Origin of the sequence: Pseudomonas sp. Leaf434, assembly GCF_001425545.1 — a bacterium.
GTDB classification, from domain to species: Bacteria; Pseudomonadota; Gammaproteobacteria; order Pseudomonadales; family Pseudomonadaceae; genus Aquipseudomonas; species Aquipseudomonas siliginis.
Genome location: NZ_LMQZ01000012.1, coordinates 19,874 through 43,507, shown reverse-complemented (window position 1 = coordinate 43,507; position 23,634 = coordinate 19,874). Strand labels below are relative to the sequence as shown.

The 23,634-nt window shown below is 58.7% G+C and carries 16 protein-coding genes; all 16 read left to right on the top strand.

Translation table 11 applies throughout. From position 1 onward, the window contains the following. Positions 1-25: 25 nt before the first annotated feature. The 16 genes from tssF to ASG55_RS23645 all read left to right on the top strand — a co-directional run bounded on the left by tssF (position 26) and on the right by ASG55_RS23645 (position 23,452). Positions 26-1,813, top strand: coding sequence for a type VI secretion system baseplate subunit TssF (gene tssF, locus ASG55_RS23720; RefSeq protein WP_056790882.1), 1,788 nt, complete (start codon positions 26-28; stop codon positions 1,811-1,813). Further along, positions 1,777-2,784 carry a type VI secretion system baseplate subunit TssG gene (tssG, locus tag ASG55_RS23715; RefSeq protein WP_056790879.1) on the top strand — a complete coding sequence of 336 codons (1,008 nt, stop codon included), beginning with the start codon at positions 1,777-1,779 and terminating at the stop codon, positions 2,782-2,784. Before tssF ends, tssG begins: the two co-directional genes overlap by 37 nt. An 11-nt stretch (positions 2,785-2,795) precedes the next feature. Then, the gene (gene tssH, locus ASG55_RS23710; protein WP_041476615.1) at positions 2,796-5,453 is read left to right on the top strand and encodes a type VI secretion system ATPase TssH; all 2,658 of its coding nucleotides are present in this window, start codon (positions 2,796-2,798) and stop codon (positions 5,451-5,453) included. Between the two features lie 10 nt (positions 5,454-5,463). Next, positions 5,464-6,984, top strand: a complete 1,521-nt coding sequence (locus tag ASG55_RS23705; RefSeq protein WP_056790872.1) for a sigma-54 interaction domain-containing protein — start codon at positions 5,464-5,466, stop codon at positions 6,982-6,984. Between the two features lie 297 nt (positions 6,985-7,281). Further along, on the top strand, positions 7,282-7,422 hold the full coding sequence (locus tag ASG55_RS23700; protein ID WP_003229566.1) for a hypothetical protein: 141 nt from the start codon (positions 7,282-7,284) through the stop codon (positions 7,420-7,422). An 18-nt stretch (positions 7,423-7,440) separates the two neighbouring features. After that, positions 7,441-8,637 carry a type VI secretion system-associated FHA domain protein TagH gene (gene tagH, locus ASG55_RS23695; RefSeq protein ID WP_056790868.1) on the top strand — a complete coding sequence of 399 codons (1,197 nt, stop codon included), beginning with the start codon at positions 7,441-7,443 and terminating at the stop codon, positions 8,635-8,637. A 5-nt stretch (positions 8,638-8,642) separates the two neighbouring features. Then, the gene (gene tssJ, locus ASG55_RS23690; protein WP_056790864.1) at positions 8,643-9,143 is read left to right on the top strand and encodes a type VI secretion system lipoprotein TssJ; all 501 of its coding nucleotides are present in this window, start codon (positions 8,643-8,645) and stop codon (positions 9,141-9,143) included. A gap of 2 nt (positions 9,144-9,145) precedes the next feature. Beyond that, entirely contained in the window at positions 9,146-10,477 is a 1,332-nt protein-coding gene (tssK, locus tag ASG55_RS23685; protein ID WP_016772510.1) for a type VI secretion system baseplate subunit TssK, read from the top strand. A 5-nt stretch (positions 10,478-10,482) separates the two neighbouring features. Then, the gene (icmH, locus tag ASG55_RS23680) at positions 10,483-11,358 is read left to right on the top strand and encodes a type IVB secretion system protein IcmH/DotU (protein ID WP_016772511.1); all 876 of its coding nucleotides are present in this window, start codon (positions 10,483-10,485) and stop codon (positions 11,356-11,358) included. A gap of 14 nt (positions 11,359-11,372) precedes the next feature. Then, positions 11,373-14,912 carry a type VI secretion system membrane subunit TssM gene (gene tssM / locus ASG55_RS23675; RefSeq protein WP_056790861.1) on the top strand — a complete coding sequence of 1,180 codons (3,540 nt, stop codon included), beginning with the start codon at positions 11,373-11,375 and terminating at the stop codon, positions 14,910-14,912. Continuing rightward, positions 14,912-15,640: a PP2C family protein-serine/threonine phosphatase gene (locus tag ASG55_RS23670; RefSeq protein WP_041476618.1), complete on the top strand. Its 729-nt coding sequence runs from the start codon at positions 14,912-14,914 to the stop codon at positions 15,638-15,640. The genes tssM and ASG55_RS23670 overlap by 1 nt, the downstream gene beginning before the upstream one ends. Then, positions 15,637-16,638, top strand: a complete 1,002-nt coding sequence (locus ASG55_RS23665) for a serine/threonine-protein kinase (protein ID WP_056790857.1) — start codon at positions 15,637-15,639, stop codon at positions 16,636-16,638. The genes ASG55_RS23670 and ASG55_RS23665 overlap by 4 nt, the downstream gene beginning before the upstream one ends. Before the next feature lie 28 nt (positions 16,639-16,666). Then, positions 16,667-18,703 (top strand): type VI secretion system Vgr family protein, encoded by a 2,037-nt coding sequence (locus tag ASG55_RS23660; protein ID WP_056790854.1) that lies wholly within the window; start codon positions 16,667-16,669, stop codon positions 18,701-18,703. A gap of 5 nt (positions 18,704-18,708) precedes the next feature. Beyond that, the gene (locus tag ASG55_RS23655) at positions 18,709-19,728 is read left to right on the top strand and encodes a tetratricopeptide repeat protein (protein ID WP_056791328.1); all 1,020 of its coding nucleotides are present in this window, start codon (positions 18,709-18,711) and stop codon (positions 19,726-19,728) included. A gap of 18 nt (positions 19,729-19,746) precedes the next feature. After that, positions 19,747-22,896, top strand: coding sequence for a glycoside hydrolase family 19 protein (locus tag ASG55_RS23650; RefSeq protein WP_224787274.1), 3,150 nt, complete (start codon positions 19,747-19,749; stop codon positions 22,894-22,896). Then, positions 22,871-23,452, top strand: coding sequence for a hypothetical protein (locus ASG55_RS23645; protein ID WP_130889046.1), 582 nt, complete (start codon positions 22,871-22,873; stop codon positions 23,450-23,452). The genes ASG55_RS23650 and ASG55_RS23645 overlap by 26 nt, the downstream gene beginning before the upstream one ends. Positions 23,453-23,634 lie beyond the last annotated feature (182 nt).

Below are 23,634 nucleotides of genomic sequence, written 5' to 3'. Positions count from 1 at the left end.
CGAATCAATACCCAGGCAGCCAGAAATGTCCTTTAACCACTACTACCAAAGCGAACTCACCGCACTGCGCCAGCTCGGTCGCCGTTTCGCCGAGCGTAGTCCGGCGCTGGCGCCGTATCTGGGGCAGGCCGGGCGGGATCCGGATGTAGAGCGGTTGCTCGAAGGCTTTGCATTCCTCACCGGGCGCCTGCGCCAGAAGCTCGATGACGAACTGCCGGAGCTCAGCCATTCGCTGATGCAGTTGCTGTGGCCGAACTACATGCGCCCGCTGCCGGCGTTCAGCATTTTGCAGTTTGATCCGCTCAAGCGTTCCGGCCCGGCGCTGCTGGTTGAGCGCGATACGCCGATCGAGAGCAAGCCGATAGAAGACGTGCGCTGCCGCTTCCGCACCTGCTATCCGACCGAAGTCTTGCCGCTGGATCTTGCCGCGCTGAATTACTCGGTGAAGGGCGACGGTTCGCTGCTCAGCCTGCGTCTGGAAATGAGCGCCGACGGCCACCTCGGCGAACTGGAACTGAGCAAGCTGCGCCTGCACTTTGCCGGTGAGCGTTACATCAGCCAGATGCTGTATCTGAGCCTGCTGCGCAACCTCGAAGGCATCGAGCTGATCCCGCTCGACGCCGCCGGCAAGCCGATTGATGGCGTCAGCGGCAAACCGATGGCGTTCAAGATTCCCGGTGATCGGGTCAAACCAGTGGGCTTTGCCGAAGAAGAAGCGTTGATTCCGTATCCGCTGAACACCTTCCGTGGCTATCGCTACCTGCAGGAATATTTCGCCTTCCAGGACAAGTTCCTGTTCGTCGACGTCAACGGTCTGGACATTCTCAAGGCGCTGCCGGAAGACACGCTCAAGCAGATGCGTGGTCTCGAACTGCGCTTCGACATCCGCAAGAGCGGCATCATGCGCATGCGTCCGACCCTCGATAACGTGAAGCTGTTCTGCACGCCGATCGTCAATCTGTTCGAGCACGACGCGCTGCCGATCCGTCTCGATGGCAAGCAGGACGAGTACCTGTTGCTGCCGGCGGAATACGACCTGGAGAACTGCGGTGTGTTCTCGGTGGAAACCGTCACTGGCTGGAAGCCCGGCGGTCTCGGTTATCAGGAATACGTGCCGTTCGAGTCCTTCGAGCACGACCCGAGTTTCGACGTGCCCAACAGCCGTCCGCATTACAGCATTCGCCAGCGTTCGTCCTTATTGCATGACGGCCTCGACACTTACCTGAGCTTCGGCATCCGCCACACCGAAGCCCACGAAACCCTGTCGATCGAGCTGATGTGCACCAACCAGAACCTGCCGAAAAAGCTCAAGCTCGGCGACATCTGCATGGCCAGCGAGCAGACCCCGGAATTCCTCAGTTTCCGCAACATCACCCCGGCCACTCCGAGTTTCGCGCCGCCGCTGAACCGTGACTTCCTGTGGAAGCTGATCAGCAACATGTCGCTTAACTATCTGTCGCTGGCGGACGTCAATGCGTTGAAGGTGATTCTGGAAACCTACGACCTGCCTCGCTACTACGACCAGCACGCGGAAAAGGTCAGCAAGCGCCTGCTCGGCGGCCTCAAGCACATCAAGCATCACCACGTCGACCGCCTGCATCGCGGTCTGCCGGTGCGCGGTTTGCGCACCGAACTGACCATCGACCCGGAAGGCTATATCGGCGAAGGCGACCTGTTCGTCTTCGCTTCGGTTCTCAACGAGTTTTTCGCGCTTTACGCCAGTCTCAATTCATTCCATGAACTGCGGGTAAAAAGCACACAGGGAGAGGTGTACCAATGGACACCACGTATGGGCCTGCAGCCCCTGCTTTAAGCGGGCTGACCAAGGTAATACGCGAGTACTCGCTGTTTCAGGCCGTGCTGCTGGTGATCGACCGGCTGCGCGAGGCACACCCGCATCTGAGCGAAGACGATCTGTACGACCAGGTCGAGTTCCAGGCCAACCCGAGCCTGGGCTTTCCGCGCAGCGACGTCGATCGCGTCGAGTTTTTCGAAGAGCACGGCAAGATGCGCGCGCGCATGCGCTTCAACCTGATCGGCCTGGTCGGCTCCGGTTCGCCGCTGCCAGCGTTCTATGGCGAACAAGCCCTGGGCGACAGCGAGGACGGCAACCCGACGCGCAATTTCCTCGACCTGTTCCACCATCGCCTGCAACGACTGATGCTGCCGATCTGGCGCAAGTACCGCTACCGCGCGAGCTTCCAGAGCGGCGCGATCGACCCGTTCTCGGCGCAACTCTTTGCGCTGATCGGCCTGGGCGGCGACGAGATCCGCAAGGCCAAGGAACTCAACTGGAAACGCCTGCTGCCGTACCTCGGTTTGCTCAGCTTGCGGGCGCACTCGGCGGCGTTGATCGAAGCCGTGCTGCGTTACTACTTCAAGCACGAAGACCTGGTCATCGAGCAGTGCATCGAGCGCCGCGTGGAAATCCTCGACGAGCAGCGCAATCGTTTGGGCCGCGCCAACAGCGTACTCGGCGAAGACCTGGTGCTGGGCGAGCACGTGCGCGACCGCAGCGGCAAATTCCGCATTCACATCACCGAACTCGACTGGCAGCGATTCCATGAATTCCTGCCGATCGGTTTCGGCTACCAGCCGCTCTGCGCGCTGGTGCGGTTCACCTTGCGTGACCCGCTTGATTACGACATCCGCCTGGTCCTGCGCCAGGAAGAAATCCGCGAACTGCGCATCGGTGAGCAGAACGCCTGTCGCCTCGGTTGGACCAGTTGGCTGGGCCGCGAAAAAGCGGACGGCGTGGTGACCCTGGGCAGCAAAATTCATTAAGGACGTGAGCCATGATCAACGTAGACCTGCAACAACTCATCCAGGCGCTGGACGCCGAAACCCGTCGTGATCTGGAACGTTCGGCCGAGCGTTGCGTCGCCCGTGGCGGGAGCAAGATTCTGGTCGAAGACTTGCTGCTGGGCTTGCTCGAGCGTCCGAACGGTTTGCTGTCGCGCGCGTTGCAAGATGCTGACGTCGACGCCGGTGAACTGACCGCTGCATTGCAGTCGCGGGTCGAGCACAGTGCTTCGCGCAACCCGGTGTTCGCCCCGGAACTGGTGCAATGGCTGCAAGACGCGCTGCTGGTGGCCAACCTCGAGCTGGGCCAGACCCAGGTCGAAGACGCGGCGCTGATCCTGGCGTTGCTGCGCAACCCGATGCGTTATGCCGGCAGCCGCTATCAACCGCTGCTTGCCAAACTGAACATTGATCGCCTGAAAGAATTTGCCCTGTCGCAACAGGAGCAACCGGCGGCCAACGGCAAACCGGCCGCACAGGGCGAATCGCTGTTGCAGCGCTTCACCCACAACCTGACCCAACAGGCCCGCGACGGCAAACTCGACCCGGTGCTCTGCCGCGATGGCGCGATCCGCCAGATGGTCGACATCCTTGCCCGTCGGCGCAAGAACAACCCGATCGTCGTCGGTGAGGCCGGTGTCGGTAAGACCGCCATCGTCGAAGGCCTCGCCTCGCGCATCGCTGCTGGTGAAGTGCCGCAGGTGCTCAAAGGCGTTGAATTACTCTCGCTGGACATGGGCCTGTTGCAGGCCGGCGCCAGCGTCAAAGGTGAATTCGAGCGTCGTTTGAAAGGCGTGATTGATGAGGTCAAAGCCTCGCCAAAACCGATCATTCTGTTCATCGACGAAGCTCACACCCTGATCGGCGCGGGCGGCAATGCCGGCGGTTCCGACGCGGCCAACCTGCTGAAACCGGCACTGGCCCGTGGCGAACTGCGCACCATCGCTGCCACCACCTGGGCCGAGTACAAGAAATACTTCGAGAAAGACCCGGCGCTGGCGCGTCGCTTCCAGCCCGTGCAACTGCACGAACCGACTGTCAGCGAAGCGGTGACCATTCTGCGTGGTCTGGCTCAGGTCTACGAGAAGAGCCACGGCATCTACCTGCGCGATGACGCGGTGGTGTCCGCTGCTGAATTGTCCGCGCGTTACCTGGCCGGTCGGCAACTGCCGGACAAGGCTGTAGACGTCCTCGACACCGCGTGCGCCCGCGTGCGCATCAGCCTCGCTGCGGCCCCGGAAAGCCTCGAGCGCCTGCGTGGCGAACTGGCTGAAGGCGGCCGTCAGCGTCAGGCCCTGCGCCGCGATGCCGAAGCCGGTCTGCTGATCGACCACGAAGCGCTGGAAGCACTGGAAGCGCGGCTGGACGAAGCCGAAAGCGAGATGGTTGCGCTCGAGACCCTGTGGACTGAGCAGAAAGAGCTGGCCGAGCGTCTGCTGGAACTGCGTCAGCAACTGGCCAAGGCCCGCGAGGCTGCAGCTGTTGAGCCGACCGTCAGCGTGGAAGAAGACGCCGAAGGCACCGTGATTGAAACTCTGGTCGCCGAAGTCGAAGAAGGCCAGAGCGTCGAAGCGCTGGAAGCCCAATTGCATGAAACCCACGCCGCGTTGACTGCCGCGCAAGTCAAAGAACGCCTGGTCAGCTTCGAAGTCTGCCCGCGTCTGGTTGCCGAAGTGATCAGCGCCTGGACCGGCGTGCCGTTGGCCCAACTGGCCCGCGAGCACAACGCCAAGGTCGCCAGTTTCGCCACCGATCTGCGCACGCGCATCCGTGGTCAGGAACAAGCCGTGCACGCACTGGATCGCTCGATGCGCGCGACCGCTGCCGGTCTGAACAAGCCTGATGCACCGGTCGGTGTGTTCCTGCTGGTCGGCCCGAGCGGCGTCGGCAAGACCGAAACCGCGCTGGCACTGGCGGACCTGCTGTACGGCGGCGACCGCTTCATCACCACCATCAACATGTCCGAGTTCCAGGAAAAGCACACCGTCTCGCGTCTGATTGGTGCGCCACCGGGCTACGTCGGTTACGGCGAGGGCGGCATGCTCACCGAAGCCGTGCGTCAGAAGCCGTATTCGGTGGTGTTGCTCGATGAAGTCGAGAAGGCTGATCCGGACGTGCTCAACCTGTTCTACCAAATCTTCGACAAAGGCGTGGCCAACGATGGCGAAGGTCGCGAGATCGACTTCCGCAACACGTTGATCCTCATGACCTCGAACCTCGGTAGCGACAAGATCAGCGAACTCTGCGAAGACGGCGCGCGGCCGACCGCCGAAGTGCTCGAAGAAACCATTCGCCCGGTACTCAGCAAACACTTCAAACCGGCGCTGCTGGCGCGGATGAAAGTGGTGCCGTACTACCCGGTGGGCGGCCCGGTGCTGCGCGAGCTGATCGAGATCAAACTCGGCCGTCTCGGCGAGCGCCTGAACCGTCGTCAGTTGGAGTTCAGCTGGTGCCAGAACCTCGTCGATCACCTGTCCGAGCGCTGCACGCAAAGCGAAAGCGGCGCGCGCCTGATCGATCATCTGCTCGATCAACACGTACTGCCGCTGGTGGCCGACCGTCTGCTCGACGCGATGGCGACCGGCGAGAGCCTCAAGCGTGTGCATGCCACGCTCGACGGCAATTCCAGCGTGACCTGCGAGTTCGTCTGAGGTGGGCGTGATGTTCACTCAAGTGCCGCAGCCACTGGTCTATGCCGAAGCGTTGCTGGCGCAGTTCGCCAGTCTTTCGCGCGCGGCGGACAGTGCTGCGCTGCTGGGTGAATTCGTCCGTGGCCTGGCCGAGCTGAGCGGCTGTGAATTGACGCAGCTGTATCTGCTCGATGCCACCCACACTTGCCTGGGGATGAACGCCGAGTGCCTCGACGGTGCGCTGCAACCGCGTCAGGCGGCGAGCCTGCCAGCGGATTACAACGGCGAGCAACTGCTGCAATTCGCCCTGTGCCAGAACCGCGTGGTGTGCCTCGACGACCTGACCGGCAGCCTGCACGAAACCAGTTTTCTACCGGCGGCGAGCACGCCGTGGCAGTCGCTGTTGTGCGTGCCGCTGGTCAATCAGCACAAGTCGGTCGAGGGCTTGTTGCTGTGTGCCAGTCGTCGGCGTACTGACTTGCAGGGTTTCGCCGACTCCCTCGGCCAGCTCGGCTCGTTCGTGCTCGGCCAACTGCATCTGCTGCAACGCCTGCGTCAGCCAGCCGCCGAATCGGCCACCGCCACACGCAGCGTGCCGAGCATCAGCGGCTACGGCCTGATCGGCAAAAGCGCGGCGATGCGCCAGACCTATTCGCTGATCAGCAAGATTCTTCACAGCCCGTACACTGTGCTGTTGCGTGGCGAGACCGGCACCGGCAAGGAGGTGGTGGCGCGGGCGATCCACGATTGCGGCCCGCGTCGCTCCCAGGCGTTCATCGTGCAGAACTGCGCGGCGTTTCCGGAAAACCTGCTGGAAAGCGAACTGTTCGGCTACCGCAAAGGCGCCTTCACCGGCGCCGATCGAGATCGCGCAGGGCTGTTCGACGCGGCCAATGGCGGCACGTTGCTGCTCGATGAAATCGGCGACATGCCGTTGTCGCTGCAAGCGAAGATTCTGCGTGTGTTGCAGGAAGGCGAGATTCGTCCGCTGGGTTCCAACGACACGCACAAGATCGACGTGCGCATCATCGCCGCGACGCACCGTGATCTGGCGGCGCTGGTCAGCGAAGGCAAGTTCCGCGAGGACTTGTACTACCGCCTCGCACAATTCCCGATCGAGCTGCCGGCCCTGCGTCAGCGCGAAGGCGACATCCTCGATCTGGCCCGGCATTTCGCCGAGAAGACCTGCACGTTTTTGCAGCGTGACCCGGTGCGCTGGTCGGACTCGGCGCTGGAGCATCTGTGCGGTTACACCTTCCCCGGCAACGTTCGCGAACTCAAGGCGCTGGTCGAGCGCGCGGTGTTGCTCTGCGAGGGTGGCGAGTTGCTCGCCGAGCATTTTTCCCTGCGCCTGGAACCGATGCCCGAAGACAACAGCGGCCTGAATCTGCGCGAACGGCTGGAACAGGTCGAGCGCACTTTGCTCCTCGATTGCCTGCGCAAGAACGACGGCAACCAGACCCTCGCCGCCCGCGAACTGGGCTTGCCACGGCGCACGCTGCTGTACCGCCTCGGGCGCCTGAATATCAATTTGGGTGACTTTGATGGTTGAGCTACAGCACTTCTTCGATCCCAACACATACCCTGTGGCGAGGGGATTTATCCCCGTTCGGCTGCGCAGCAGTCGCAGTCCGGTACATACGGTTTCACTGAGAAATCGCGCTGGCAGGTTATGGGGGCGCTGCGCACCCCAACGGGGACAAGTCCCCTCGCCACGGGAGGTCGTCGTACCTCCAGGCTATGGCTCAAGGCCCCGATCTAGAGGCTTCGAGCCCACCTCAAAAACTTATTTCAGCGCCGCCCGCAAGGGTCGGCGCTTTGTGCTTTGTCTACACCTGGAGACCCTCTGATGTCTGTTCGTCACTGGCACGCTGTCCTGCTGACCCTCGTCGTTCTATGCGGCCTTGGCGGCTGTAGCGGCAATTACAAATTCAACGACAACGACTATCGCCCGTTGGGTGATCCGCAAGCGGTCAATCGCGGCAAGTGACCGCAAGGAGCATCAAACATGGAATTGGTTTTCGAAATGCTGAACACCAAGCAGTTCGTGCCCACCGAGCTGTGCCAGCGGACCTTCAAGCAGGCCGGCGGCGTGATCGGGCGCGGCGAGGACTGCGACTGGATAATCCCTGACCGCAAGCGGCACCTGTCCAATCATCACGCGATTGTCAGCTACCGCGAGGGCTCGTTCTTCCTCACCGACACCAGCAGCAACGGTGTCCAGGACGGCAGCAGTGGCGCACGCCTGCACAAGGGCGAGCCGGTGCGCATCGAGCACGGCAGCACCTACATTCTCGGCGACTTCGAGATCCGTGCGCGGCTGGTTCGTGATCCGGCGACCTTCGACGGCGAAGTCGGCCGCCCGCGCGCCGCTGGCAGCATCATTCCGGACGACGCGTTCCTCGACCTCGACCCGCTCAACGCCCTCGAACAGCAAGAGCGCGTGTACTCGGAAATCGACGAACTGCTGTCGCCTACCGCCAAGCCGGAAGATTCCCGTCAGCGTGCCGACTACGCGCGCATCGATATGGAAAGCCTGATGGTCCCGGAGCTGATTGCCGCCCCGGTCGAACCTGAGCCGGCGCCTGCACCGAAAGCCGTCGAGCGTCAGAGCGAAGGATTCTGGGAGCACTTCGGCGCGGCGCTGGGCGTCGACGTCAAAGGCCTCAGCCACGACGAACGTGAAGCGCTGGCGCTGAACGCTGCGCGCCTGCTGCGCCAGAGCATCGGCGGTTTGCAGCAGAGCCTGCGCACCCGCTCCGAGCTGAAAAACGAGCTGCGTTTGGCCCAGACCACCGTGCAAGGCACCAACAAGAACCCGCTGAAATTCGCCGTCGACCCGAGCGAAGCGCTACAGATTCTGTTGCAGCCAAGCAAGCCTGGGCACCTGCCGGCCGAGCAGGCGATCTCCCGTGCATTCCGTGATTTGCAGGCGCACCAAGTGGCGCTGCTGACTGCCAGTCGCGCTGCCGTACGCGGCACGCTGGAGCACTTCTCGCCAGAGCAACTGACCCTGCGTTTCGAGCGCGACAACAAGCCATTGATTGCAACATCGGGTGGGCGCTGGAGAGCGTTCGGCCGCTATCACCAGGCACTGCGTCAGGACGATGACTGGAGCGAGCGTCTGCTGGCCCGCGACTTTGCCCAGGCCTACGAAGAACAGATCCGCCTGATCTCCACCCTCCACACCGACCACCAAGGATGATGCGCATGTCTCGCCGCTCGACCGCTTTTTTCAAGACGCTGACTGCGCTCACCGTGCTGGTGGTGCTCGCTGGTTGCTCGTCGCTGTCGCCGTACTCGAAAGTGACCAAGATCAACCTCAAGCTGACCGGCAGCGATCAGCTCAATCCGGACCTCAACGGGCGGCCGTCGCCGATCGTCGTGCGCCTGTTCGAACTCAAGCACCCGGTGACCTTCGAGAACGCTGACTTCTTCAGCCTCTACGAACGCGCCAAGGAATCCCTCAACCCGGATCTGGTGGCCAGCGAAGAACTCGAACTGCGCCCGGGTGAAACAGTGGAACTGAAACTCAGCGTGGAGGAGGGCAGCCGTTACGTGGGCATCCTTGCTGCCTATCGCGACCTGCCGGATACGCAATGGCGCCACACCGTGCAGATCACCCCGCTGGAACTCACCGAGGCTGATCTGACCCTCGATCAGGCCGGTATCCGCAATACCCAACAAGTGCTCGCCAAGGCGGATGACTGATCATGAACACCCATAAAGTCATTTGGCAGGAAGGCATGCTGCTGCGACCGCAGCACTTCCAGCACAACGATCGTTATTACGATCACCAGATGAAAACCCGCACGCAATTGCTCGGTGGCTACACCTGGGGTTTTCTCAATCTGGAAATCGACTTGCAGTTCCTCAACATGGGCAAACTGGTGATCAGTGAAGCCTCGGGGATTCTGCCGGACGGCAGCCTGTTCGAACTTGGTGGCAACACTGAGCCGCTGGCGCTGGACGTGCCGCCGAACACCGGCAACACGCCGATCTATCTGGCGCTGCCGCTGGTCACTGGCAACCACATCGAGGCCCGGCGCCCGGAGCAATCCGACGTGCTCGCGCGCTACACCGCGTATGACGCCGAAGTCGCCGACTCCAACGCCGGCGATGATTCCGCCAGCCAGGTCAGCTGCGGTCGTCCGGACTTCAAACTGTTGCTCGGCGAGCAGCAGAGCGATCAGGCCTACGTGAAGCTGAAAATCTGCGACGTGCTCGACACCACGCCCGACGGCGTGATCAGCCTCGACCCGGATTTCGTCCCGACCTACATTCAGGCCCACGCCTCCAGCTATTTGCTGTCGTGCCTGAAAGAAGTCATCAGCATGCTCAGCCACCGTGGCGACACGATTGCCGAGCGGATTCGCTCCAATGGCAAGGTCGGCGGCGCTGAAGTCGGCGATTTCATGATGCTGCAACTGATCAACCGTACCGAACTGCTGCTGCGCCATTACCTCGGTCTTGAGCAGGTTCACCCGGAAGAGTTGTATCGCACGCTGCTGACCATGCTCGGCGATCTGGCGACCTTCTCCGGCGAGAGCAAACGCCCGCGTCTGGACAGCCGCTATTCCCACGCCGATCAGGGCGCAAGCTTCCGCAAACTGATGGAAGCGATCCGCCAAGTGCTGTCGATGGTGCTCGAACAGCACGCCATCGAACTGATCCTGCAGGCGCGTCAGTACGGCATCATCGTCTCGCCGTTGCACGATCACAAACTGCTCGGCTCGGCCTCGTTCGTGCTGGCAGCCAGTGCCAACTGCGACTCCGAAGAACTGCGTCAGCGCTTGCCGCAGCACCTCAAGGTCGGCCCGGTGGAGCGCATCCGCCAACTGGTCAACCTGCACTTGCCGGGGATCAAGGTCAAACCGTTGCCGGTGGCCCCACGGCAGATCGCGTTCCACTCGAACAAAACCTATTTCATCCTCGAACTCAGTTCCGAAGACCTGGCACAACTCGAGCGCTCCGGCGGTTTCGCGTTCCACGTGTCCGGCGAATTCGCCGAGCTTGAACTGAAATTCTGGGCCATCAGGAACTGACCGACATGATCAAGGAAACGGATTACAACCAGGACGACAAAACCGTCCTGCTCGACCGTCAGGGCCACGGACCGGCATCGAGTCCGCTGACCGACTTCGCCGCGCCGCCGCGTTTCGAGCAACTGGAAGAACGCATGATCTACGCCGCGCGCCTGCGTCCGGCCGAGGCGTTCAACATCAGCCTCAACTCGCTGGTCGCCGCTTCGTCCGATCTGCTCTCGGAAGTGGTGCGTCTCAAGCACAGCGAGACCCGCGAAGATCTGTACGCGCTCAATGAGCGGCTGACCGCCGGGCTGAAGTTGTTCGAAGTGCGCGCCCTGCACAACGGTGCGGAAAGCAGCCAGGTAATGGCCGCGCGTTACGTGCTCTGCACCGTGGTCGACGAAGCCGTCGTGACCACGCCGTGGGGCAACGAAAGCGAGTGGTCGCAGATGAGCCTGCTGAGCAGCTTCCACAACGAAACCTTCGGCGGCGAGAAGTTTTTCCAGCTGCTCGATCGGCTGTCGAAAAACCCGGTCAAGCACCTGCCGATGCTCGAACTGATGTACCTGTGCCTGTCCCTCGGTTTCGAGGGCAAGTACCGCGTACAGGCGCGCGGCATGCTTGAGCTTGAAGGCATCCGCGACGCCTTGTACCGGCAGATCCGTCAGTTGCGTGGCGACGTGCCGCGCGAGTTGTCGCCGCACTGGGAAGGTCTCAACGATCAGCGCCGCAACCTGGTGCGCATCGTGCCGGCGTGGATGGTGGTGCTCTTTACTCTGGTCTGCCTGGTGGTGATGTATTCGGGCTTCGCCTGGGTCCTGAGCGAACAACGCGACACCGTTCTGCATCCTTATCAGCCGCTTGATCCAGCCGCGGTGCAACCGCAGGCGCAGCCGTAAAACAGGGACGTGTGATGAAAAAGTTTTTCAAGAAAGTCGGCGCCTTCCTGCGCCAGACCTGGGTCTGGACTCTGCTGCTGGTGCTGTTCGTGGCGCTGCTGGTGTGGTTCGTCGGCCCGTTGTTGGCGGTCGATGATTACAAGTTCTGGGAAAGTGCGACCTCGCGCCTGCTGACCATCAGCGTGCTGTTCCTGATCTGGGGCCTGACCATGGTCTTCGTCAGCTGGCGCGCCGGTATCCGCAAGAAAGCCGAGGAAGAAAGCGAGGACGGTCAGGACCGCATTCGCCGCGAAGAGCTGATCGACGAAGAACAGAAAGAGTTGAAGGCGCGTTTCAAGGACGCGCTGAAAACCCTGAAGACGTCGAGCCTGTATCGCGGTCGCAGCGAGCGCTGGCGCAGTGACTTGCCGTGGTACCTGCTGATCGGTCCGCAGGCCTCGGGCAAAACCAGCCTGCTGGACTTCTCCGGTCTGGAATTCCCGATCAACAAGATCGACCGCAAGCTGACCCGCGACACCCTCGGCACCCGTCATTGCGACTGGTATTTCGCCGATCACGGTGTACTGATCGACACCGCCGGGCGTTACACCACTCAACCGGACGCCGAAGTCGACGGTAACGCCTGGACAACCCTGCTGGAGCTGCTGCGCAAGCGTCGTCGCGGTCGTCCGTTGAACGGCGTGCTGGTGACCATTCCGGTGGAAACCCTCACCGGCGGTAGCGAGCAGGACATCGAGACACTCGCGCGGCAGGTGCGCAGCCGTTTGCAGGACGTGCATCAGAAGCTGCACGTCGACGTGCCGGTGTATCTGGTCCTGAGCAAGGCTGACAAGCTGCTCGGCTTCGACGAGTTCTTCGACCAACTGACCCGCGAAGAAAGCGATCAGGTGCTCGGCACCAGTTTCCGCAAGGATCAGGTCGGCACCGACGTCACGGTCCTGCGCAACGAGTTCGAAGAGCTGCTGCGCCGCCTGAACAGCCAAGTGATCATGCGCATGCACTCCGAGCGCGACACTCAGCGCCGTGGCCGCATCCTCGACTTCCCGCATCAGCTCGGGCAGATCGGCGAGCGCCTGTGCCTGTTCGTCGACATGGCGTTCACCGGCAACCGCTATCAGCGCGCCACGCAACTGCGCGGCTTCTACCTGACCAGCGCGCCGCACCTGACCCAGGAAATGGATTCGACCACCGCCGGCATCGGCGCCAGCCTGGGCATGAACGCCGGTGTGCTGCCGACTCTGCGCAGCGGTCGTTCGCGATTCATCCACCACTTGCTCAGCCAGGTGATTTTCCCCGAGGCCGATCTGGCCGGTCTGGACAAGCGCGAGCGCAGCCGCATTCATTGGGGCCAGCGTGCGCTGTACGTCGGCGCTCTGGCGGCACTGGCACTGTTCGGCATGCTCTGGGCCGGTGGTTTCTCGGCCAACTACGAGCGTCTGGAAAACCTGCGCACGCTGGCGCAGAACTGGACCCAGCAACGCTCGGCCGTGACGCCGCGCGATGACGCCATGGGCGTGCTGAAAGTCCTCGACACCAGCTACGCCGCGACCCAGGTGTTCCCGAACAAGAGCGACGTGTCGTACCACGAGCGTGGCGGCCTGTATCAGGGCGAAGAGATCAACCCGGTGGTGAAAACCGCTTACGAGCGTGAGCTGGAAGCGCAGTTGCTGCCACGGGTGGCGACCATGCTCGAGGGGCAGATCCGCGCCAACATGAAGGACCGCGATCGCCTGCTCAACAGCCTGCGCGCGTACCTGATGCTGAACATGAAGGATCGTCGCGACGCGGCGTGGCTCAAGGACTGGGTCGCCACTGACTGGTCGCAGCGCTACACCGGTAACACTGCGGTGCAGAATGGTCTGAACACGCACCTCGAGCGTTTGCTCAAGCAGCCGTTCATTTATCCGCTGAACGATCAACTGGTCACGCAGGCGCGTCAGGTCCTGCGCAGCGAGTCGTTGGCCAACGTGGTTTACCGCATGCTCCGCGAGCAGGCGCGCAACCTGCCGGACTACCGCTTCAGCCAGCACCTCGGCCCGCAAGGTTCGTTGTTCATCGGCACTGAATACGTGATCCCGGGTTTCTACACCCAGCAGGGTTATCAGCAGTATTTCTCGGTGCAGGGCGCCGCGCTGGTCACCGACATCCTGCGCGACAACTGGGTGCTGGGCGAAGGCGCGGGCATCAGCGACATGGACTTGCGTCGCCTGATGGTCGAGCTCGAGCAGCTGTACTTCCGCGACTACGCCAATTACTGGAGCGAAGCCGTTGGCCAGGTCGCACTGCCACCGATCAGCGACGCTGGCGAAGGCGCCGAGCAACTGGCGGGCCTGACTTCGGCTAACTCGCCGGTCCTCGCGCTGCTCACCGAAGTGCGTGAAAACACCCGCTTCGAAGCCGCGGCTGATCCGGTCGATGAAGCCGGCGAAGCCGCCGATGCGCTGGCCGGACAGAAAGGCAAACTGGGCAAGGTCGGCAAACTCGCCGCCGCTGCCGCCGACAAGGCTTCGGCGCTGAACGTGGCGAAGAATCTGCCGGACACCGCGAAGAAATCCCTGCAACGCCGCTTCGAACCGCTGCATCGTCTGCTCGATGACAACAACGGCCCGGGCGCTGACCTGACGCCAGCGTTCAGCGCGCTCAACGACCTGCAACTGCAACTGGCCGGTCTGGCCCGTTCCAGCACGCCGGAGCAAGCTGCGTTCGAGATGGCCAAGACGCGCATGAGCGGCCAGCGTGATGCGCTGACCAACCTGCGTAATGCCTCAGGTCGTTTGCCGCGTCCGCTGAGCGTGTGGTTCAACGTGCTGGCCGAAGACTCGTGGCGTTTGGTGCTTAACGATGCCTACCAATACCTGAACGGCCGTTATCAGAACGAGCTGTACAGCGTGTACGGCAAAACCATCAGCAAGCGTTATCCGTTCAGCGCCAGCAGCACCAGCGATGTGGCGATCAGCGACTTCCGCGAGTTCTTCCGTGCTCAAGGTACCGTCGACCGCTTCTTCGACAGCTACATGCGTCCATTCGTCAGCGGCGATCCGGGCAACTACCGCATGCGCAGCGTCGACGGTCACAGCCTGCCGGTATCGAAGGTCTACCTCGATCAGATGGCGGCGGCGCAGACCATTCGCCAGAGCTTCTTCTCGATCAACCCGGCCGAGCCGACGGTGCAGTTCAAGCTTGAGCCCTACACCCTCGATCCGGCGGTCAGCCGCTCCGAATTCAAGTTCGGCGACAAGACCATGGAATACCGTCACGGCCCGATCCTGCCGATGACCTTCAAGTGGCCGACCGATGCTGAAGACGGTCGCACCAGTCTGGTCATGGACAAGATGGCCGGACGCCCGATCGGGATCGAGAAGAACTCCGGCCCATGGTCGCTGTTCCGTCTGTTCGACCTGATGCAGACCGAGTACCTGAACGGTCGCGACGTGCTGGTACTGAAAGCCGACGTGGGCGGCCTGCGCGCCAACTACCTGCTGACCAGCCAGCGCACGCCGAATCCGTTCGACATGGGCGTGCTGCGCACCTTCCGTATGCCGGTGCAGCTCTGATGCTGGTGGCCAGTCCCTGGCGCAGCGCGGCGCGTACCGACCCGGGCAAGGTGCGGGCGCGCAACGAAGATGCCTTCCTCGATTCCCCGCAGCATGGGCTGTGGGTGGTCGCGGACGGCATGGGCGGTCATCAGGGTGGCGACATCGCCAGCCAGTTGATCGTCGCCAGCCTGGCTGAGTTGCCGCAACACGAGGACTTCGACGAACGCCTCAAAGCCATCCGCCAGTGCCTGCACTGGCTGAACCGGCGCTTGGGGCAGGAGTTGACCGTCACCGCCGGACGCCACGACAGCATCATGGGCAGCACCGTCGTCGCGCTGCTGGTGGAAGGCAATCGCGCGGCCTGCATCTGGGCCGGCGACAGTCGTTGCTACATGTGGCGCGGGCAGCGGCTGTATCAGCTGTCCAAGGACCATTCGCTGCAACAGCAGCTGATCGACGAGCAGCAAATGAGCGTCGAACAGGCGGCAGCGCACCCAGCGGCTCAGGCACTCACCCGAGCCGTCGGCGCCGCCGACACACTGACCCTGGATGTGCTTGAACTCGAGGTCTACCCGGGCGATGTGTTTTTGCTCTGCAGCGATGGTTTGTATCAGGGCCTGAGCAGCGATGCCCTCGGCAACGCCCTCAGCCTCAGCGCGCCGCACGTGGCGCTGGAACGTTTGTTCGACGGCGCTCTGCGGGGCGCCGCTCGCGACAACCTGACTGCCGTGGTGATCCGCCAATGAGTGAACTCGAATCGCCCATCGATGACCTGCTGATCAGCGAAGAACAGGCCAACAACCTGACCTACTTCGCCTTCGCCAAGGGCAACCAGGCCGAACCGTTGCTGGCGCCGACCAAGGCCAGCATCGGTGCGCTGCCGGATGTACTCGCCGGTCGCTACCACCTCGAGCGTCTGCTCGGGGCCGGTGGCATGGGCGCTGTTTACCGGGCGCGGGATCTGCTGCATGAGCAGTTCGGCGATCCCGACCCTTACATTGCGCTGAAAATCCTCAGCGAAGAATTTGCCGAATCGCCGGATGCCAGTGCCTTGCTCTACAGCGAGTTCGCCCTGACCCGACGCCTGCGCCACGACAATGTCGTGCGTGCGCACACCTTTGAAGTCGACACCGACTGCCAGCGGGCCTTCATCACCATGGAATACATGCGTGGCCTGACCCTGGACAAATTGCTCTGCGAGCGGCCTCTCGGCCTGCCGTGGCAAGAATTGCGTGACATCGTCCTGCCGCTGCTCGACACGTTGGCCTACGCCCACCGTCGCGGCGTGCTGCACGGTGATCTGAAACCGAGCAACGTCATGCTCAGCGAAGACGGCCTGCGCCTTTTCGACTTCGGTCTGGGACAGGCAGAGGAGGGCACCTTGCCCGGCCTGCCGCATCTGAGCCGCGAGCGCTTCAATGCCTGGACCCCGGGCTACGCCGCCCCCGAACTGCTTGAGGGCCAACCGTTGTCGGCCAGCGCGGACGTGTACGGCGTGGCCTGCGTGATCTATGAACTGGCGGGCGGCAAACACCCGTTCCGCCGCTTGCCCTCGACCCAGGCCCGCGACGAGCACCTGGAGCGCGAACTGCGCGCCCCAGCGAATCTACCCCAGCACGGCTGGCACGCGCTGCGAACCGCGCTGAGCTTCAACCCGGCAGAACGCACCATCACTGCCCAACAATTGCGTGACGCCTTGGGCGCCACTTCGTCCTGGCTGCAACGGTTGCGACTTCGGGCGTAACGGATGACATTCGAACAGGGAGCACACGATGTTCAACTCAGCTAACGAAACCCACTTCAGCCTCAAGGTCGAAGACTACGTCGGCGACCTGCAAGTGTTGTCGTTCACCGGCACCGAAGGCATCAGCCAGGCGTATCGCTTCGACCTCGAACTGGTCAGCGAAAACCCCGATCTGGACCTCGAACAACTGCTGCACAAGCAGGCGTTTCTGGCATTCGATCCTCAGGGCTCGGGCATCCACGGGCAGATCTACCGCGTCGCCCAGGGCGATGCCGGCAAGCGCCTGACCCGCTACAAAGTCTCGATCGTGCCGCAACTGCAATACCTGCATCACCGCACCAACCAGCGCATCTACCAGCAGATGTCGGCGCCGAAAATCATCGCGCTGATCCTTGAAGAGCACGGCATCAAGAGCAACGCCTACAGCTTCCAGCTCAGCCAGCCGTGCCCGGATCGCGACTACTGCGTGCAGTACGACGAAACCGACCTGCATTTCGTCCAGCGCCTGTGCGAAGAAGAGGGCATTCACTACCACTTCCTGCACAGCGAAAAGGCCCACCTGCTGGTGTTCGGCGACGACCAGACCGTGTTCCAGAACCTTGGGCAGCCAACCGCCTACGTGCAGGGCAGCGGCATGGTCGCGGACGAGCCGGTAATCAAAGCCTTCAAACTGCGTCTGGAAACCCGCACCACGCGCACCACGCGCCGTGACTACGACTTCGAAAAACCGCGCCTGCGAATGGAAGCGGCGTACAAACCTGACGGCGACAGCACCGAGCCGGATCTCGAAGATTACGACTACCCCGGCCGCTTCATCGACCGCGCGCGCGGCAAGTTCCTCAGCCAACGCGCCCTCGAACGCCATCGCGCCGACTACCGCCAGGCCGAAGGTCGCGGCGACCAGACCAGACTGGTCAGCGGCCACTTCATGGAAATGTCCGACCACCCGCGCAGCGAGTGGAACGACCTGTGGCTGCTCACCGAAATCTTCCACGAAGGCAAGCAGCCGCAAGTCCTCGAAGAAGGCGTAACCAGCGACACCACCGACAACAAGGACGACTTCCACCAGGGCTACCGCAACACCTTCCTCGCCACCCCGTGGGACGTGTTCTACCGCCCGGCCCTCGAACACCCGAAACCGCGCGTACTCGGCAGCCAGACCGCCATGGTCACCGGCCCCAAAGGCGAAGAAATCCACTGCGACCAATACGGCCGCATCAAAGTGCAATTCCACTGGGACCGCGAAGGCCTCGCCGACGACAAAACCAGCTGCTGGCTACGCGTCTCCAGCTCCTGGGCTGGCGACCGCTACGGCGCCATCAGCATCCCGCGCATCGGCATGGAAGTCCTCGTCACCTTCCTCGAAGGCGACCCCGACCAACCGCTGGTGACCGGCTGCCTGTACCACAAGGAAAACCCGGTGCCGTACGCACTGCCGGCGAACAAGACTCGCAGCGTGTTCAAAACGCTTAGCTCGCCGGGTGGTGGTGGGTACAACGAACTGCGTATTGAAGACAAGAAAGGTGCGGAGCAGATCTACATCCATGCGCAGCGCGATTGGGATGAGAACGTTGAGCACGACCAGAAGATTCGGGTCGGCAATGAACGCCACGACACGGTGGTGAAGAACACTTACACCGAGCTGAAGGCTGAAGAACACCGCACCACCATCAGCGACCGCAAGATCGAAGCGAAGCTGGATGATCACCTGACGATTGGGCAGAACCAGCATGTGAAGTTGGGCACGGCGCAGCTGACCAGAGTGGGGAAAGAGATTCACCTCAAGGCTGGGGACAAGATCGTTATCGAGGCGGGGACAGAGCTGACCATTCTTGGGGGTGGGAGCTTTATCAAGCTGGATGGCGGTGGGGTGACGGTGGTTGGGCCGGTGATCAAGATCAATGCGGGTGGTTCTGCGGGATCGGGGACTGGCATCGGGATTAAACCGCCGGTGCTGCCGGGGGCGGCGGATAAGGATAAGGCGGGGAGTTTGATGGATCAGGCGTTGGCGAATGCGGTGCCTGAGAAGGTTAAGCCGAAGGCTTTTTTTGTGTTTTCCGAGTGATCGACATGAATGGTGTTTTGAAGAAGAGCAATGGCATCGCGATAGCGGTTTTCACCGCGCCGCTGTTGAGCCTGTTTCATGGCAGCGCTTATGCGGATGAATGTCCGTCCGAGGACTTTTCCCAGTTTCTGCCGGCGTTTTCTGCGAATGCCGAAACTCAGCAGCGGTGGACTGCGATGACGGTGAAGTCGCTGGTTTTGAAACCGGTGGGAGATCATGGGGTTTTTGAGCCTAAAACGATGGGGCTTACTAGCACCAATTTAGCGTTTCCGTTGATGGCGCCTGTAGGCGCGGACAAGACTGAAGGCGTAGAGGTTGAGGAGATTGACGATAATCATTTCAACGTAGTGGATAAGCGAGCAGGTAATAGCAACATCAAGATTTTTAATTTTTCTCGCCAAGCGTGTTGGGTGCTTGAGGGGGTTGAAGATTGGTCGATCAGTGAGAAAGATCTCGTAGAGACGAGCAAGCCCCGCATGAGCGAGGCAGAGAATTTTTGCTTTCAACGTGCAGAGGCCTTTAGAGGCCTAGGGGGGCTGGAGCAGTACCGACTCACGGGTGAGTTGTTTGAAGCTTCCTTGGAAAACTATCTATGCGCAGCCGCTTCCGGTGATCCCCAGGCTAGTTTGAATGCAGCAAGCTTGAGTCTTTCCGGAATGGCTCCGCAGTTGCAAACGGAGAAGGTTGAGCAGCTATTCAAGGCAGCAGCGACCACTCTGCCTGAGGGGGCGATGAGCCTCTCGTTGTTTTATTGCGATGGAAACAACATTTCCTCCAATGGCCCTTGCCAGCATCCAGCACAGGCCGAGGAAGCGCTGATGCAAGCGGCCCGTATGGGAAGTGCTTTTGCGATAAATGCACTCGGGCGTGCCTTTGAAACTGGAGAGCTGGTAACGAAGGACATGTCCCGGGCGGTTGCGTGCTACCAAGTGGCTGCCAAAAAAGGCAGCAAAGGGTCTATCGCACATTTGGAACGTCTAAATAAACAGACCGCTGAAATTACTAAAGCGAGCTATTGCTACTGATTATTGCAGGAAGCAGAAATGACAGAGCCACTAGATTTATCAAGTAACTATACGAGTGCTAACTATAGATATAAGGAAGGAGGAGATGGTTTCGTCGTAGAAAATGGCAAAAAAATCGTCGATTGCTCTCATATGGTAAACCTGTTGCTCACAGGCGCTGGATATCAAGTTCCTTACCAGAATACGGCGGGGCTAAATAGTGCAGCCGCACTTCAATACTATGATGTAATTAGTCCTGCTAATGTGAGGCGAGGAGATATCGTACTCTGGATTAACGTAATCTCTAATCGAGATAATAAAACGCTAAATCATACGGGTATCGTAGAGCACTATGATAGTACGCTGGACTCTCAATATGGTGAGTTTTTTGGGGCGCAAAGCTCTGGTCCAGCTACTGCAAAGTTTGGTGCCTATAGCAAAGCATATTTTTGGCCAGTCCCTACAAAATTTCTAAGGGTTAAGGAATCGACTCGGACGGGGGAAGGATCCGCACCTGCGCCCGCACCTGCACCTGCACCTGCACCGGTAGAATCTACACCATTAATGAATTTTCAGTACCCGTTTAGAAAAGCGGACGGATCGCAATTTAAGGATGCTGAAGAAATCTTTAAAGCACTTGAGAGTGAAAGCTCAGGTAACTTTTTACTTGGGAATCATGGATTTTGGCATGGCGGTATTCATATCACGCATAAGACTGCTCCGCAGTGTGTGAGAGATGAACCTATTCGTTGTATTGGAGATGGTGTCGTCGTAGCCTATCGGTTGAATGAGGATTATTTAAAGACTGAGTTTGAAGGTTCGAGTACTACAGAGGAATTGAAGTACTCAAATTCATTCTGCCTTGTCAAGCACGACTATAAATCACCACCTAATAAAGAGGTCGTGCCCAATACTAGTAATGAACTCGTATTTTATAGCCTGTATATGCATTTGCTACCATACCAGAGGTACGCGGATGAACCAGAACAGACGGGCCATCAGAAAATAAAGATGATCGCAAGTGGGTTTAAAGCTCGAAGCGATGTTGCTGGTGCGACTGGCTGCATCGAATACGGTTCGATTTCTGCTGGAACTCAAATTGAAATACTTGAAGAGCACTCTGATCACATCCACGCGAAAGGCAAACTAATTAAAGGTACAGTAGGTGGACGCACGCCAGGACAGGATTTCTGGTTCGCCTACAAGCAAAACGGTGTTGCATACCCAAGAGGTGATGGCAGTGCGAGCTGGAAAGCAATAACTGCACCGGAGCGAAAGAAGCCAGATTATTGGAAGGGCAAGGTCAGAGCTATAGTTACCGGCTCTGGGCTTACCTTAAGGGTAGCCCCCTCACCGCAGAGTAACGGCGCTTTAGCTGGGGCTGCAATGAGACAGGTAAATAGTCTGGGGCAAAACGAAGATTTAGTACTTTGTACAAATAGCGTAATAGAATTTGATAGTGGGAAAGTTTTTAGCCTGAAGATTGGCTCTAAGTCATACAAAATGGCGGAATGTTGCTTCGTGCCAAGTACTTCTGGCACTGCAACCGGTTTGAAAAGCCATTCCACTCCTGTCCCAGCAACTTTTTGGGCTTGTGTTGAAAAGCCTTATGTTCAACTGCTTGGATTGATTCCTACGGAGTTTGACAAGGTCGTAGCTATGGATACGGCAATTAAGGCAGGTGACGTAATCGGCTTTCTTGGTTTAAATGAAACATTGGCAGGTCCTGATGGAGGGGTTTCGAGAAGTTATCAAGTCCATGTGGAAATTTTTTCGGCAGATCCGAGAATTGAGGATTTCTTGAAAAACAAGGCAGCAGTGAAGCAAGGAAAGCAATACTTGCACTTGCCAGCGAATACAACTTTGAAAAGTAAGCCCCCTCTAACTGGGGTTGTGACAATTTCGAATGAAACCTTTGTGGAGCTTGGGAAAACTGTTATCTATAAGGACCCTGAAGAGTGGTACGAAGTAACCGTAGTTGATGAATCAGAAAGCAAATCGGGTTTGCTCAAAAAAGAAGGGGCGGAGCTTATTGCTCAGCACGACTGGGAAAAACTAGGCTTTCGCGTCGTTAAGGAATCAAATTCAAATTCTGATGGTTTTCTGGATCCTGATGATATGCCAGAATTCTTCCAGACCTTATATAACGACTTGGATCGATTTGGTAACAGAGATCAAAAAGTCACTCCCGAAGATTTCCCGATTGCACTCAAGAATATTGAGTTCAGGGATCATTGGTCAAAGCTCATTGCATATCACCCTACGGAGTGGAAATCTAAGTCGGACTCTTCCAAATGGGCGCGGCTGGATACATTGCTGGAGAATTACCCATCTGTTCTAAATCACGAAAAAGAACGAATAGATAGTTTAATATTTTGGGATGATTCAGTTATACAGTCTAAAGGCTTAGGTGATGGCGTTTTATGGCATTTTCATCCAATTGCATTTCTTGGTAATCAGATCGGTAGTCGCGGAAAAATAAAGATCACCGTCGAGATGTTAAAAAGGGTATTTGAAGGACTAAAAAATACCTCCGAACAAGATGTCTTATTGGCGGAAGTTGCCACCCAGCTAAATGAAAACTGTGAAAGATATAAATTAGATACTCCGTTGAGGTTGAGTCACTTTTTTGCTCAGGTAAGGCAGGAAATTGGATCGAAGTGCGCGGTGGTAGAGGACTTTACCTATGGAGTGCCTGGCCTAAAGGGTACATTTAAGTATTTTAGGGATCACCCTGATGAAGCAACACTTTATGGATATCCAGGATCTAATAAATATGTGTCTCACGAAAATCAGATCGCGATAGCGAATCGAGCATATGGCGGGAAATTAGGTAACGGCAATATATCGTCTGGTGAGGGGTGGAAATATCGTGGTAGAGGTCTTAAACATTTAACGGGTAAAGCAAACTATCAAGCCTTTAAGGATTATCATAAAACGTTCTGGGATGAAGAAGTTGATTTTGTTGGTCAGCCGGATATCTTGCATACACAGTTTAAATACTCTGTTCGTTCGGGTGTTTATTTCTGGCTTAAAAACAATATTTTTGTAGAAGCGGATAAGGGTGATGCGGACGAAAACGTAGATGCTGTTACTCGTATTATTAACAGAGATACTGATAGTTATGATGAACGTCGGAAGCATTTCCAGAGGATATATAAAAATGAAAAAATATTTGAAACTGTCTAAAATTCGTTGCATTTTTGCGATGGTCATAAGCTTGGTCGTATCCAATGTGTTAGCAGATGCGGCACCTACATTGAGTGAGTTTCATCCAGCGGTCGTGGCTTCAGTAGGAGAAAAAAAGATTGCAGTGTTCTTTTTAAAAAATAGTCTGAAAAAACTGGTGAGCGGAGAGTATGTTGCTGACGCCGAAATATATTATTCTCCGATTGGTTCAGATAAAACATTTTTCAAATATGTTTGGAAAGTTGAGGGTGATCAAATTGCCTCCGTCTTCTTCTACGATTGGAAATCTCCGGAGCGACGCGGTAAATCAATGTATGTCTTGGTGAAGAGCAAGCTGTCTGACTCCGCGTTTGATGGTTTTTCGTATTCAGTCATGGAGCTTCCGCTCAGGGTCGATGGTGAAAACGCTTCATTGCTCTATTTCACAGGTGACCCATCTGATCCAGCTTTGGAAAACTGCAAGGATGGAAAGGACTTAGTTTCTGGAGCGAAGGTGGTTTGCAGTTATAAAGACGCTGCAAGTATTAAAAAATATTTTACCGCGCAGGATAAATGAAATTTCGAAGTCGCATGGGGGTTCGGCTTTGTTAGTTTCGTGCGATGGCTATTTTATCGTTGAGCATGAGTAAATCTGCCCCGTTTGGGTGAAATGGAGACATGGGTGAAATGGGGACAGTGAAATGGGGGCAGACCACGATTTTAGCAATTACCCGAAAAACGCGGTCTGTCCCTTTTTTC

What these genes read in the sequence shown, in the direction of transcription:
- tssF (WP_056790882.1), top strand. Translation starts at nt 26, where the DNA reads ATGTCCTTTAACCACTACTACCAAAGCGAACTCACCGCACTGCGCCAG.
- tssG (WP_056790879.1), top strand. Translation starts at nt 1,777, where the DNA reads ATGGACACCACGTATGGGCCTGCAGCCCCTGCTTTAAGCGGGCTGACC.
- tssH (WP_041476615.1), top strand. Translation starts at nt 2,796, where the DNA reads ATGATCAACGTAGACCTGCAACAACTCATCCAGGCGCTGGACGCCGAA.
- ASG55_RS23705 (WP_056790872.1), top strand. Translation starts at nt 5,464, where the DNA reads ATGTTCACTCAAGTGCCGCAGCCACTGGTCTATGCCGAAGCGTTGCTG.
- ASG55_RS23700 (WP_003229566.1), top strand. Translation starts at nt 7,282, where the DNA reads ATGTCTGTTCGTCACTGGCACGCTGTCCTGCTGACCCTCGTCGTTCTA.
- tagH (WP_056790868.1), top strand. Translation starts at nt 7,441, where the DNA reads ATGGAATTGGTTTTCGAAATGCTGAACACCAAGCAGTTCGTGCCCACC.
- tssJ (WP_056790864.1), top strand. Translation starts at nt 8,643, where the DNA reads ATGTCTCGCCGCTCGACCGCTTTTTTCAAGACGCTGACTGCGCTCACC.
- tssK (WP_016772510.1), top strand. Translation starts at nt 9,146, where the DNA reads ATGAACACCCATAAAGTCATTTGGCAGGAAGGCATGCTGCTGCGACCG.
- icmH (WP_016772511.1), top strand. Translation starts at nt 10,483, where the DNA reads ATGATCAAGGAAACGGATTACAACCAGGACGACAAAACCGTCCTGCTC.
- tssM (WP_056790861.1), top strand. Translation starts at nt 11,373, where the DNA reads ATGAAAAAGTTTTTCAAGAAAGTCGGCGCCTTCCTGCGCCAGACCTGG.
- ASG55_RS23670 (WP_041476618.1), top strand. Translation starts at nt 14,912, where the DNA reads ATGCTGGTGGCCAGTCCCTGGCGCAGCGCGGCGCGTACCGACCCGGGC.
- ASG55_RS23665 (WP_056790857.1), top strand. Translation starts at nt 15,637, where the DNA reads ATGAGTGAACTCGAATCGCCCATCGATGACCTGCTGATCAGCGAAGAA.
- ASG55_RS23660 (WP_056790854.1), top strand. Translation starts at nt 16,667, where the DNA reads ATGTTCAACTCAGCTAACGAAACCCACTTCAGCCTCAAGGTCGAAGAC.
- ASG55_RS23655 (WP_056791328.1), top strand. Translation starts at nt 18,709, where the DNA reads ATGAATGGTGTTTTGAAGAAGAGCAATGGCATCGCGATAGCGGTTTTC.
- ASG55_RS23650 (WP_224787274.1), top strand. Translation starts at nt 19,747, where the DNA reads ATGACAGAGCCACTAGATTTATCAAGTAACTATACGAGTGCTAACTAT.
- ASG55_RS23645 (WP_130889046.1), top strand. Translation starts at nt 22,871, where the DNA reads ATGAAAAAATATTTGAAACTGTCTAAAATTCGTTGCATTTTTGCGATG.